The 12,873-nt window shown below is 69.0% G+C and carries 11 protein-coding genes; 7 read left to right on the top strand and 4 right to left on the bottom strand.

Annotated features, from left to right (window positions below):
* Positions 1-1,488 (bottom strand): acyl-CoA dehydrogenase family protein (locus BST28156_RS30015; RefSeq protein WP_174904117.1); only part of this gene is annotated, 1,488 nt, incomplete at its 3' end.
* Between the two features lie 88 nt (positions 1,489-1,576).
* Between BST28156_RS30015 and BST28156_RS30010 the strand changes: the two genes are divergently transcribed.
* From BST28156_RS30010 to BST28156_RS30000, 3 genes are all read left to right on the top strand, one after another.
* The gene (locus BST28156_RS30010) at positions 1,577-2,245 is read left to right on the top strand and encodes a TetR/AcrR family transcriptional regulator (protein ID WP_174904116.1); all 669 of its coding nucleotides are present in this window, start codon (positions 1,577-1,579) and stop codon (positions 2,243-2,245) included.
* A gap of 228 nt (positions 2,246-2,473) precedes the next feature.
* On the top strand, positions 2,474-3,628 hold the full coding sequence (locus BST28156_RS30005; RefSeq protein WP_174904115.1) for a pyridoxal phosphate-dependent aminotransferase: 1,155 nt from the start codon (positions 2,474-2,476) through the stop codon (positions 3,626-3,628).
* A gap of 62 nt (positions 3,629-3,690) precedes the next feature.
* On the top strand, positions 3,691-4,479 hold the full coding sequence (locus BST28156_RS30000; protein ID WP_060245928.1) for an ABC transporter substrate-binding protein: 789 nt from the start codon (positions 3,691-3,693) through the stop codon (positions 4,477-4,479).
* A 14-nt stretch (positions 4,480-4,493) separates the two neighbouring features.
* On the opposite strand, the gene BST28156_RS29995 is transcribed toward BST28156_RS30000, so the two are convergent.
* Positions 4,494-5,066: a PadR family transcriptional regulator gene (locus tag BST28156_RS29995; protein WP_174904114.1), complete on the bottom strand. Its 573-nt coding sequence runs from the start codon at positions 5,064-5,066 to the stop codon at positions 4,494-4,496.
* Positions 5,067-5,134: 68 nt separating this feature from the next.
* Positions 5,135-5,566: a Cd(II)/Pb(II)-responsive transcriptional regulator gene (gene cadR, locus BST28156_RS29990; protein WP_009687329.1), complete on the bottom strand. Its 432-nt coding sequence runs from the start codon at positions 5,564-5,566 to the stop codon at positions 5,135-5,137.
* An 84-nt stretch (positions 5,567-5,650) separates the two neighbouring features.
* Between cadR and BST28156_RS29985 the strand changes: the two genes are divergently transcribed.
* Entirely contained in the window at positions 5,651-8,173 is a 2,523-nt protein-coding gene (locus BST28156_RS29985) for a heavy metal translocating P-type ATPase (RefSeq protein WP_174904113.1), read from the top strand.
* An 18-nt stretch (positions 8,174-8,191) separates the two neighbouring features.
* A complete protein-coding gene (locus tag BST28156_RS29980; protein WP_174904112.1) occupies positions 8,192-8,536 on the top strand; it encodes a zinc ribbon domain-containing protein in 345 nt (114 codons plus the stop codon).
* Positions 8,537-8,650: 114 nt separating this feature from the next.
* Here BST28156_RS29980 and BST28156_RS29975 read toward each other — a convergent pair whose 3' ends face one another.
* The gene (locus tag BST28156_RS29975) at positions 8,651-9,541 is read right to left on the bottom strand and encodes an AraC family transcriptional regulator (protein WP_254596442.1); all 891 of its coding nucleotides are present in this window, start codon (positions 9,539-9,541) and stop codon (positions 8,651-8,653) included.
* A 277-nt stretch (positions 9,542-9,818) separates the two neighbouring features.
* Between BST28156_RS29975 and BST28156_RS29970 the strand changes: the two genes are divergently transcribed.
* Complete coding sequence (locus tag BST28156_RS29970; RefSeq protein WP_174904111.1) at positions 9,819-11,282, top strand: mechanosensitive ion channel; 1,464 nt, start codon at positions 9,819-9,821, stop codon at positions 11,280-11,282.
* A 201-nt stretch (positions 11,283-11,483) separates the two neighbouring features.
* On the top strand, positions 11,484-12,869 hold the full coding sequence (gene eat, locus BST28156_RS29965) for an ethanolamine permease (RefSeq protein ID WP_174904110.1): 1,386 nt from the start codon (positions 11,484-11,486) through the stop codon (positions 12,867-12,869).
* The last annotated feature ends 4 nt before the right edge of the window (positions 12,870-12,873 follow it).

Raw genomic sequence — 12,873 nt, 5'->3', positions numbered from 1 at the left:
CGCGAGCCGCTGCGCGAACACGCGGCCCGACGCCTCGAGCGTGTCGGCCGGCGCGGCCAGCATCGCGTGCAGCGCGTCGAGCGCCGCGCGGATCCGCGGTTCGCCGGCGCCGAGGTCGGACAGCTCGGCGAGCAGCGCGGCGGCCGCGTCGGGCTCGCGCGACACGGCGCGCAGCACGTCGAGGCACATCACGTTGCCCGAGCCTTCCCAGATCGAATTGACCGGCGCCTCGCGGAACAGCCGCGCGATCGGGCCGTCGTCGACGTAGCCGTTGCCGCCGAACACTTCCATCACCTCGCCGGTCAGCTCGACCGCGCGCTTGCAGACCCAGAATTTCGCGGCGGGCGTGACGATCCGCTTCCACGCGCGCTCGCGCGGCGAGTCGTCGCGCTCGAATGCGTCGGCGAGGCGCATCGCGAGCACGAGCGCGGCCTCGCTTTCGAGCGCGAGATCGGCGAGCACGGTGCGCATCAGCGGCTGCTCGGCGAGCGCGCGGCCGAACGCGTGGCGCTGCCGCGTATACGCGATCGCCTGCACGACACCCTGGCGCAGCATCGCCGCGCTGCCGAGCACGCAGTTCAGCCGCGTGTAGGTCGCCATCTCGATGATGGTCGGAATGCCGCGGCCTTCGTCGCCGAGCATGATGCCCCACGCGTCGTTCAGCTCGATTTCGCTGCTCGAGTTGCTGCGGTTGCCGACCTTGTTCTTCAGGCGCTGGATCTCGACCGCGTTCTTGGTGCCGTCCGGCCGCCAGCGCGGCACGTAGAAGCACGACGGGCTGCCGGCCTCGGTGCGCGCGACGACGAGGTGCGCATCGCACATCGGCGCGGAGAAGAACCACTTGTGGCCGCGCAGCCGGTATTCGCCGCCGCGCCCGCCCGCGCCGACCGGCGTCGCGAGCGTCGTGTTCGCGCGCACGTCGGAGCCGCCCTGTTTCTCGGTCATGCCCATGCCGAACCAGATCGAGCGCTTGTCGGCGATCGGCACGTCGCGCGGGTCGTAGTCGTCGCTGTAGAGCCGGTCGCGCAGCAGGTCCCACAGCGCGGGCTCCTTCTGCAGCACGGGGATCGCGGCCTGCGTCATGGTCGCCGGGCACAGCGTGCCGGCCTCGATCTGGCCGTGCAGGTAGAAGCCGGCCGCGGTCGCGGCCCAGCGGCCGGGACGCGCATCGCGGAACGCGAGCGACACGAAGCCCTGGTTGCGATACAGGCCGAGCAGCGCATGCCAGGCGGGATGGAACTCGACGCGGTCGAGGCGCCGGCCGCGCCGGTCGAAGATGTTCGGTTCCGGCGGGTGGCGGTTCGCTTCGTCCGCGAGCCGGGCCGTCTCGGCGCTGCCGAGCCGGGCGCCGTACGCGTCGAGCTGCGGTGCGGCCCAGTCGGCGCCGGCGCGCGCGAGCGCGTCGCGCAGCGCGAGATCCGTCGCGAAGAGGTTATAGTCGACCAGTTCGTCGAACTGGTTCGCGACGGCGTGGGTCGGTTCGGTCATCGAGCTGTCTCCGGTCTCGTGCGGCGCGGGCGGCCGGCCGCCGATGCCGCGTAAATCGCGTTCCCTGTTGAATTCCAGAGTAGCAAATATGCCGCCGCGACATGTTCAGGTTCCGGCGCCGCCCGGCCAGCCGGCGGCGCAACCCTCGCCCGCCCTGCGCCGCCGGCCGCGCCAGTCGCGCGCGCAGGCGAGTTCCGAGGCGCTCCAGCAGGCGTTCGTTCAGCTTTTGCGCGAGCGCGGCTACGCGAAGGCGACGATCCGCGAGATCGCGGCCGTCGCCGGCGTGAGCGTCGGCACCTTCTACGAATACTTCGGCGACAAGCAGAGCCTCGCGGCGCTGTGCATCCACCGTCACGTGCTGGCGATGGCCGACCGGCTGCGTGCGGCCGCGCAGGCGCTGCGCGGCACGCCGCGCGCCGAACTGGCCGCGGCGCTCGTCGACCTGCAGATCGACGTGATCGGCGCCGACGCGCCGCTGTGGAGCGCGCTGTTCGCGCTGGAGCGGCAGGTGTCGCCGCTGGCCGCGTATCGGCGGCACTACGACGCCTATGTCGCGCTGTGGCGCGACGCGCTCGCGCATGCGGCCGACCCGCCGCCGGCCGCACGGCTCGACGGGCTCGCGCGGATGGCGCAGACGGTCTGCTACGGTGGGATCTCGCAGGCGCTGCTGACGCTCGGGCCCGCGCTCGATTTCGCCGCGCTGCGCGGCGAGCTGCGGGCGGTGCTGCGCGCGTATCTGGCTGCGGCCGATGGATGACGGCGCGCCGGTGCGCGGCGCGCCCGGCCGGTAGAAATGCCTGATTCGCATGCCTGGCCGGGAGTCGGGCCTTTTCTTCGGACGCTTTTTGGCCTATGCCATGAGAAAAATGCATGGCGGGCATGACGAAGTTTCGTTTGTCGGCCGATATTGGCTGGGGCTAAATCATGCGGCAGGCAGCGGCCCGCGAGATTGAGCGGAGCCGCCCGGAGAACATCAGGAGGAGTCATGCGAAGCGCCACCGCGCCCCGTTCGAAACTGCCCGACGTCGGCACGACGATCTTCACGGTCATCGGCCAGCTCGCCGCACAGCACGATGCGCTGAACCTGTCGCAGGGCGCGCCGAATTTCGCGCCCGATCCGGCGCTCGTCGAAGGCGTCGCGCGCGCGATGCGCGACGGGCACAACCAGTACGCGCCGATGGCCGGGCTCGCATCGCTGCGCGAGCGGCTCGCGGAAAAGACCGAGGCGCTGTACGGCGCGCGCTACGATCCGGCGACCGAGGTCACGGTGATCGCGAGCGCGAGCGAAGGGCTGTACGCGGCGATCAGCGCGCTCGTGCATCCGGGCGACGAGGTGATCTATTTCGAGCCGTCGTTCGACAGCTATGCGCCGATCGTGCGGATGCAGGGCGCGACGCCGGTCGCGATCAAGCTGTCGCCGGCGCACTTCCGCGTGAACTGGGACGAAGTCGCCGCGGCGATCACGCCGCGCACGCGGATGATCATCGTGAACACGCCGCACAACCCGACCGCGACCGTGTTCTCGGCCGACGATCTCGCCCGGCTCGCGCAACTCACGCGCGATACCGGCATCGTGATCCTGTCCGACGAGGTCTACGAGCACGTCGTGTTCGACGGTGCGCAGCACCAGAGCATGGCGCGGCATCGCGAGCTGGCGGAGCGCAGCGTGATCGTGTCGTCGTTCGGCAAGTCGTTCCACGTGACGGGCTGGCGGGTCGGCTACTGCGTCGCGCCGGCCGAGCTGATGGACGAGATCCGCAAGGTGCACCAGTTCATGGTGTTCGCGGCCGACACGCCGATGCAGGTCGCGTTCGCGGAAATTCTCGCGCGACCGGACAGCTATCTCGGGCTGTCGGCGTTCTACCAGGCCAAGCGCGATTTGCTCGCGCGCGAGCTGGCCGATTCGCGTTTCGAGCTGCTGCCGAGCGAAGGCTCGTTCTTCATGCTTGCGCGCTTCCGGCATTTCTCGGACGAGCGCGACAGCGATTTCGTGCTGCGCCTGATCCGCGATGCGCGCGTCGCGACGATTCCGCTGTCGGCGTTCTATACCGACGGCACCGATGCGGGCGTGATCCGGCTCAGCTTCTCGAAGGACGACGCGACGCTGGTCGAGGGTGCGCGGCGGTTGCGGTCGGTGTAGGTGGGTGGGATGCGACGGGGCGTTGAAGCGCCGACTCGTACCAAACGACAAAGGAGATCAGGATGAACCGTACGAAAACCTTGAAACTTGCGTTCGCACTCGCCTGCGCAATCGGCTCGGGCGCGGCTGTCGCCGACGCGCAGACGCTGCGCTTCGGCCTCGAGGCGCAATATCCGCCGTTCGAATCGAAGGCGCCGAACGGCGATCTGCAGGGCTTCGACATCGATGTCGGCAACGCCGTGTGCCGGACCGCGAAACTCAGCTGCAAATGGGTCGAGACGTCGTTCGACGGGCTGATTCCCGCGCTGAAGGGGCGCAAGTTCGACGCGATCAACTCGGCGATGAACGCGACCGAGCAGCGCCGCCAGGCGATCGACTTCACGACGATCATCTATCGTGTGCCGACGCAGCTGATCGCCCGCACCGACAGCGGCCTGCTGCCGACGCCCGAATCGCTGAAGGGCAAGCGCGTCGGCGTGCTGCAGGCGTCGATCCAGGAAACCTACGCGAAGGCGCACTGGGAGCCGGCCGGCGTGTCGGTCGTCGCGTACCAGGACCAGAACCAGGCGTATGCGGATCTCGTGTCGGGCCGCCTCGACGCGACGCTGGTGCTCGCGCCGGCCGGCCAGCGCGGCTTCCTGTCGCGTCCGGACGGCAAAGGCTTCTCGTTCGTCGGTCAGCCCGTGCGCGACGACAGGATCCTCGGCAGCGGCATCGCATTCGGGCTGCGCAAGGGCGACGACGCGCTGAAGTCGAAGCTCGACGCGGCAATCGACAAGCTGAAGGCCGACGGCACCGTGAAGTCGCTCGGTCAGAAGTACTTCGGCAATATCGACATCTCCGCGCAGTAAGCGGCGACGCGCGCTCAGCCGTCGACCCAGCGCAGCGCGCCGATCTTCAGGTGCTCGACGACGCTGCGCGCCCAGTCGAGCTCCGCGTTGAGCAGCACCAGTGCATGCTCGTTCTGCAGCAGGAACAGGCGCGGCACCTGGTCGGCCTGAGCGCGGTTGCGCAGCGCTTCGAGACGCTCGCGCTCGGCCTCCAGCGCGGCGATGCGGCGTTCGAGCTGGTGACGCGCGTCTTCGGCGTCGAGCAGCGGCAGGAATGCGAGCCCGGCGCCGAACGCCGGGAATTCGCGCGCGGGTTCGGCCAGCAGCGCGTGCAGCCACGCCTGCCCGGCCGTGTGCCCGGCTTCGGTCAGCGTGTAGAGCGTGCGCTCCGGAAACGCGCCGTCGCGCTCGGTGTCGTGCACGGCGATCAGGCCGTCGCGCAGCAGCCGGTCGATCGTCTGATAGAGGCTCGTGCGCTGCCGCACGTTGACGACTTCGTCGTACCCGCGCGCCTTCAGCTGCTGCAGCATCCCGTACGGATGCATCGGCGTTTCGGTGAGCGTCGCGAGGACCGCGAGCGCAAGCGGAGACGGGCGGTTTGCAGACATGAATAGTTTATCTATGTCTAGTTATGATATGACTAGTATTGACTGAACTATCTTGTTTCACAAGGATTTCAGCCGAGGTGCGAGCGCTTCGCGGCCGGCGCGACGGTTTCCATCGTCGCGAGGCCGTGCACGATTCCGCAATCCTCGACCGAATGCTCGCCGACGCACTGGCGGCGCAACTCGGTGAGCTGTTCGCGCAGATGCGTGAGTTCCGCGAGGCGCGCGTCGACGTGGCCGATGTGTTCGTCGAGCAATGCGTTGATCGAATCGCAGCGGTCGGCCGGCGCATCGGTCAGCCGCAGCAGCGCGCGGATCTCGTCGTGCGCCATGTCGAGCGCGCGGCAGTTGCGGATGAAGCGCAGCCGTTCCAGATGCACATCCGTGTAGTTGCGGTAGTTCGCATCGGTGCGCTGCGCATCGGGCATCAGACCCTCCTTCTCGTAGAAGCGGATCGTTTCCGGCGTGCAGCGGGCCGCCTTGGCCAGTTCGCCGATCTTCATGACCTTTCTCCCGTGTAAGGGTTGACCTTGTAGTGGCTTCAGGGTGTTAACTCTACACCGTCAAGCCATTGAAGGAGATTCGTGATGACCGACGCGCTGCGTTCCCGCGATCCGCACCCCCGCGATGCCGACGGCACCGATACGTGCTGCGTCGCCGCGTGCGACGCGCAGGCGGCGACTGCTGCCGCCGACGCGACGCTGGCCGCAGGCGGGCATGCACACGACGGCGCCGCGTGCGGCCATTCGGGCGCACCGGGGCGCGAGCACGTCCACGGCAAGGGGCACGGTCGAGCGTGCGGCGACGGCTGCTCGCAAACCGCGCTCGACGATCCTGGTCATGACCACGACCACGACCACGACCACGACCACGACCACGACCACGACCACGACCACGCGGCCGGCGCCTGCTGCGCGCCCGCGCCGCTGACGCTGGCCCCGCTGCCGGCCGCGCAGGCGACCGCCTCGGGTCGCGTGCGCTCGGCGTTCCGGATCATGCAGATGGACTGTCCGACCGAGGAAACGCTGATCCGCAAGAAGCTCGGCGCGATGCGCGAGGTGTCGGCGCTCGAATTCAACCTGATGCAGCGGATGCTGAGCGTCGAGCACGTGCCGGGCGCACAGGCCGCGATCGAAACCGCGATCCGCTCGCTCGGGATGACGCCGGAGGCCGCGGCAGCCGATGCGCCGGCGTCGCCGGTCGCCGCCGCGCCCGCGAAGCCGTGGTGGCCGCTCGCGCTGGCGGGCGTGGCCGCAATCGCGTCCGAAGCCGCGAGCTGGGCCGGCCTGCCGGTGTGGCTGTCGGCGGCGCTCGCGCTCGCGGCGGTGCTTGCCTGCGGGCTCACCACCTACCGGAAGGGCTGGATCGCGATTCGCAACGGCAACCTGAACATCAACGCGCTGATGAGCATCGCGGTGACGGGCGCGATGGCGATCGGCCAGTGGCCGGAAGCCGCGATGGTGATGGTGCTGTTCACGATCGCCGAGCTGATCGAGGCGAAGTCGCTCGACCGCGCGCGCAATGCGATCCAGGGGCTGATGCGGCTAGCCCCCGATACCGCGACCGTGCGCGATGCCGACGGCGCGTGGCGCACGATCGAGGCCGCGCAGGTCGCGCTCGGCGCGATCGTGCGCGTGAAGCCGGGCGAGCGGATCGGGCTGGACGGCGAGGTCGTCGACGGCCGCTCGACGGTCAACCAGGCGCCGATCACCGGCGAAAGCCTGCCGGTCGAAAAGACCGCCGGCGACGCGGTGTACGCGGGCACGATCAACGAAGCGGGCTCGTTCGAATACCGCGTGACGGCCGTCGCGGCCAACTCGACGCTCGCGCGCATCATCCACGCGGTCGAGGAGGCGCAGGGCGCGAAGGCGCCGACGCAGCGCTTCGTCGACCAGTTCGCGCGCGTGTACACGCCGATCGTGTTCGCGGTCGCGCTGCTGGTCGCGGTGGCGCCGCCGCTCGTCGCGGGCGGCGCGTGGCACGACTGGATCTACCGTGCGCTGGTGCTGCTCGTGATCGCGTGTCCGTGTGCGCTGGTGATCTCCACGCCGGTAACGATCGTGTCCGGCCTCGCGGCTGCGGCGCGGCGCGGGATTCTCGTGAAGGGCGGCGTCTATCTGGAAGAAGGGCGCAAGCTCGCGTGGCTCGCGCTCGACAAGACCGGCACGATCACGCACGGCAAGCCGGTGCAGACCGATTTCGACGCGCAGGCGGCGGATCTCGACGCGGCCCGGGTCCGGCAGCTGGCGGCGAGCCTTGCCGCGCGCTCGGACCACCCGGTTTCGCAGGCGATCGCGGCCGCGGCGCGCGCGGCGGAAACGGCGGCCTTCGCCGATGTGCAGGACTTCGAAGCGCTGCTCGGGCGCGGCGTGCGCGGCACGATCGACGGTGCGCGCTACTGGCTCGGCAATCACCGGCTCGTCGAGGAGCTCGGACGCTGCTCGCCGACGCTCGAAGCGAAGCTCGACGCGCTCGAACGGCAGGGCAAGAGCGTCGTGATGCTGATCGACGACGCGCGCGTGCTCGGCCTCTTCGCGGTGGCCGACACGATCAAGGACACGAGCCGCGCGGCGATTGCCGAGCTGCATGCGCTCGGCATCCGCACCGCGATGCTGACCGGCGACAACCCGCATACCGCGCAGGCGATCGCGCAGCAGGCCGGCATCGACGATGCGCGCGGCAATCAGCTGCCCGAGGACAAGCTCGCGGCGGTCGACGAACTGGCGGCCGGCGGCGCGGGCGCGGTCGGGATGGTCGGCGACGGGATCAACGACGCGCCGGCGCTCGCGCGCGCCGATATCGGCTTCGCGATGGGCGCGATGGGCACCGACACGGCGATCGAGACGGCCGACGTCGCGCTGATGGACGACGACCTGCGCAAGATTCCCGCGTTCGTGCGGCTGTCGCGCGCGACGCATCGCGTGCTGGTGCAGAACATCGGTTTCGCGCTCGGCGTGAAGCTCGTATTCCTCGGGCTGACCGTCGCCGGGCTCGGCACGATGTGGATGGCCGTGTTCGCCGATGCGGGCGCGAGCCTGATCGTCGTCGGCAACGGCTTGCGGCTGTTGTCGTCGTCGCGGGCGTTCGATGATGCGCGGGCGAAGCGCTGACGCGCGAAGGAGCGGACGATGGGTTTCCTGAAACGGATCCTGGGCGGCGACCATCGAAGCGGTGGTCACGGCGGTGGTCACGGCGGTGGACATGACGGCGGTCATCACGGCAGTCGGCGCGGCCACGACGCACGCGACCGCGACCGTCACAGCTGGGGCCAGCAGGCGCCGGCCGGCGGGATCGAGGCCAATGCGCCGCTGCGCCAGCTCGCGTGCGCCGGCTGCGGCGCGCTCAATGCGGCCGACGCGCGCTTCTGTGCGCAGTGCGGCGCCGCGCAGCGCGGCAACGCGTGCAGCCGCTGCCATTCGGCGCTGGCCGCCGATGCGCGGTTCTGTCCGTCGTGCGGCACGCAGGCCGGTTAGGCCGCTCGACGGTGCGGCGCGCCGGCGAGCACCGCCGCTGACGAACCCGGGCGGCGCGGCAACGGGCCAGCCGTCGGCCCGGGCTGCCCCGCAACCGCTCCTCCAGCCCTTCGCTCACCGCAGCGGCAAATGAATCTCCGTGCGCAGGTCGGCCGGCGCCGCGTCCATCGGCGTGTTCAGGTACAGCTCGAACGGCGGCGCGTCGGCGGCTTCGCGGCCCGAATGGCGCAGCCAGTCGCCGTACAGCCACTGATAGGCGGTCTTCAGGTCCGCGTACGGCCCCGTATGCAGCAGCACCGCGTAGTCGCCGCCGGCCACCGTCACGCGTTCGACGGGCGGCTCGGGCTCGACGTCCGGCGCGCCGTCGGCCGGCACGAAGCACGCTTGCGCGCGCAGCTGCGCTTCGGGCGTCGTGTCCGGATCGTCGTGGAAGATCCCGATCATCTTCGCGCCGGGGCCGATCAGCCCGTGCCGGCCGACCCATGCGCCGATCCGCATGAACGCGTCGCCGACCTTCATGTACGACCCGGTATGGGCCACCGCATAGCCATGCAGTGCCGGCAGGCGCCGGATCTCGACTTCGTGCTTGAACATGTCTGCCTCTCCTCTCTGTAGCGGATAAACGGGGCGGTGCACGCCCGTGCGCCGATGCTGCGCGGGCGGCACGCCGTACGCGTCGCGAAACGCGCGCGCGAATGCATGCGTCGAGCCGTAGCCGGCGCGCCGCGCGATCTCGTCGATCGGGCGCGCGGTGCAGACCAGATCTTCGGACGCCCGCACGATCCGCATCCGCCGCACCGTCATCAGGATCGACTCGCCGTACAGCGCGCGATACACGCGATGCCAGTGATACGGCGACAGGCAGGCGATTTCGGCGAGCCGGTTCAAGTCGAGCGTGTCGTCGAGGTGGGCGCGGATGTAGTCGTGCACGCGCGCCAGGCGCGCCGCATAGCGCATCCAGCACGGCGTTTCCGCTTTCGACCCGGTTGTCGTTTCGGCGTCCATCGTTGCGCCTCGGCAAGAGTGGAGGCCACGTTAGCAAGGTGCGACTGGACAAATCTTGCTGAAATGCGTAGCGCCCCGCTCGAACCGCCCCTTTTTATTTCGCCGAAAATGGGTCTCGTACCGCGCGATTGATGACTAAAGTTAAAAGACGGTGAAATCGGGTGATCGCGTCATTTTTCTCGGGTAAGTTGCTCGGACGGAGCAGCAGGCTTTTTCGAAGTACGCAGGTAGTTCGTCGATGTTCAATCGCAACACCACGTTTTCGGGAGAAGAAGAAATGGATGCTTCCAGCTTCATCACGTCGCTGCAGACCACGCTGGGCGGATATCTGCCCAAGATCGCCGGCGCGATCGGCATCCTGGTGATCGGCTGGCTGATCGCCGTCGCGGTGCGGGCCGGCGCGCTGCGCCTGCTCGGTGCGCTGAAGGTCGACCAGCGCATCAACGAAAGCACCGGCCAGGGCGCATGCGTCGAGCGCATTATTGCCGGCGGCCTGTTCTGGCTGATCCTGCTGGTCACCGCGGTGGGCATCTTCAACGTGCTCAACCTGTATGCGGTGTCCAATCCGTTCTCGCTGCTCGTCACGCATATCGTCAACTACCTGCCGAACCTGATCGGCGGCGCGGCGCTGACGCTGATCGCGTGGCTGATCGCGTCGCTGCTGCGCAGCCTCGCGAACCGCGCGCTGAAGGCGAGCCGGCTCGACGACAAGTTGTCGGAAGGCGCGGGCATGCAGCCGATGAGCGGCTATCTCGGCGACGTGCTGTTCTGGCTCGTGATCCTGATGTTCCTGCCGGCGATCCTGTCGTCGTTCGCGCTGTCGGGCCTGCTGTCGCCCGTGCAGGGGATGGTCGACAAGCTGCTCGCGATCGTGCCGAACCTGTTCGCGGCCGCGGTGATCGGCGTCGTCGGCTGGATCGTCGCGCGCGTGCTGCGCGGTCTCGTGACGAACCTGCTGGTCGCGGCGGGCGCCGATCGCCTCACGCAGCGTCTCGACAGCCCGACGCCGGTGCGCGTGTCGAGCCTCGTCGGCACCATCGTCTACGTATTCGTGTTCGTGCCGACGCTGATCTCCGCGCTCGACGCGCTGAAGATCGACGCGATCTCGGTGCCGGCGACCAACATGCTGAACCAGTTCCTCGGCGCGGTGCCCGACATCGTCGCGGCGATCGTGATCGTGCTGGTCACGTTCTACTTCGCGCGCTTCGTCGCGTCGCTCGCGCAGAAGCTGCTCGAAACCGCCGGCGTCGACGGGCTGCCGGCCGTGCTCGGCGTCGAGCGCGTGTTCTCGGGGATGCTGCAGCCGTCGGTGCTGGTCGCGCGGCTGATCGTGTTCTTCGCGATGCTGTTCGCGACGGTCGAGGCCGCGAACCGGCTCGGCTTCACGCAGGTGCGCGACGTCGTCACGCTGTTCATCGAATTCGGCGGCCACGTGCTGACGGGCGGCGTGATCCTCGTGATCGGCGTCTGGCTCGCCGGCCTCGCGCGCCGCGTGATCGAGCAGGCCGACCGCGAGCACAGCGTGCTGTTCGCGCGCATCGCGCAGTTCGCGATCCTCGGCCTCGTGTTCGCGATGGGGCTGCGCGCGATGGGCATCGCCAACGAGATCGTGCAGCTCGCGTTCGGGCTCGTGCTCGGTGCGATCGCGGTGGCCGTCGCGCTGTCGTTCGGCCTCGGCGGCCGCGAGGCCGCGGGCAAGCTGCTCGACCGCTGGTTCAACCAGCGCGGCGGCGGCCAGTAACCGGCAGGCGCTGCGCACGCGCACGGCAGGCGGCGGCGGGTCGCGCCGCCGCGATTGCCGTCGCAGGCGCGGCGATCGTTTCCGTCAGCGAAACGTCAGCCGCCGTCTTTGCCGAATTTCGATAACACGTCGAATAATGACTCTCTAGCATCGATTCTCAGTCGCGCAGGCCGCAGGTCTGGCGCTCTTGAGGAGAGTCCGATGAAAGCAGAGTCGAAAGGCCAGCCCGCGCTGCAGCAGACGCTCGGCACCTGGCAACTGTGGGGCATCGCGGTCGGCCTCGTGATTTCCGGCGAATACTTCGGCTGGAGCTACGGCTGGGCGAGCGCCGGCACGCTCGGTTTCGTGATCACCGCACTGTTCGTCGCGGCGATGTATACGACCTTCATCTTCAGTTTCACCGAGCTGACGACGTCGATCCCGCACGCGGGCGGCCCGTTCGCCTATGCGCGCCGCGCGTTCGGCCCGGCCGGCGGCTATCTCGCGGGCGCCGCGACGCTTGTCGAATTCGTGTTCGCGCCGCCGGCGATCGCGCTGGCGATCGGCGCCTACCTGCACGTGCAGTTTCCGGGGCTCGAACCGAAGCACGCGGCGATGGGCGCGTATCTCGTGTTCATGGCGCTGAACATCGTCGGCGTGCAGATCGCGGCGACCTTCGAACTCGTCGTCACGCTGCTCGCGATCTTCGAGCTGCTGGTGTTCATGGGCGTCGTGTCGCCGGGCTTCGCGTGGAGCAACTTCGTGAAGGGCGGCTGGGCCGGCGCCGACCATTTCAGCGTCGGCGCATTCCACGGGATGTTCGCGGCGATTCCGTTCGCGATCTGGTTCTTCCTCGCGATCGAAGGCGTCGCGATGGCCGCCGAGGAAGCGAAGAATCCGAAGCGCTCGATCCCGATCGCGTATGTGGCGGGGATCCTGACGCTGGTCGCGCTCGCGGTCGGCGTGATGGTGTTCGCCGGCGGCGCGGGCGACTGGACCAAGCTCGCGAACATCAACGATCCGCTGCCGCAGGCGATGAAGTACATCGTCGGCGCGAACAGCGGCTGGATGCACATGCTGGTCTGGCTCGGGCTGTTCGGGCTGGTCGCGTCGTTCCACGGGATCATCCTCGGCTATTCGCGTCAGATCTTCGCGCTGGCCCGCGAAGGCTACCTGCCCGAATGGCTCGCGAAGGTGCATCCGCGCTTCAGGACGCCGTATCGCGCGATCCTGGCGGGCGGCGTGGTCGGCATCGCGGCGATCTACAGCGACGAGCTGATCCAGTTCGGCGGCCAGACGCTGACTGCGAACATCGTGACGATGTCGGTGTTCGGCGCGATCGTGATGTATATCGTCAGCATGGCCGCGCTGTTCAAGCTGCGCCGCTCGCAGCCGAACCTGGCCCGCCCGTTCCGCGCACCGCTGTACCCGTTCTTTCCGGCGTTCGCGATCGTTGCGGCGCTCGTCTGTCTCGGTACGATGGTGTACTTCAACGGCCTCGTCGCGCTGGTGTTCGTCGTGTTCCTCGCGCTCGGCTACGCGTACTTCCTCGCGACCCGTGCGCAGCGTGCGGCGAGCGCACCGGCCGACGCGCTGCTGGAGGACTGAGCAT

The sequence above is a fragment of the Burkholderia pseudomultivorans genome (genome assembly GCF_902499075.1).
Taxonomy (GTDB): domain Bacteria; phylum Pseudomonadota; class Gammaproteobacteria; order Burkholderiales; family Burkholderiaceae; genus Burkholderia; species Burkholderia pseudomultivorans.
The sequence above is the reverse complement of the archived record's forward strand: the minus strand, read 5'-3'. Positions and strand labels throughout refer to the sequence as shown.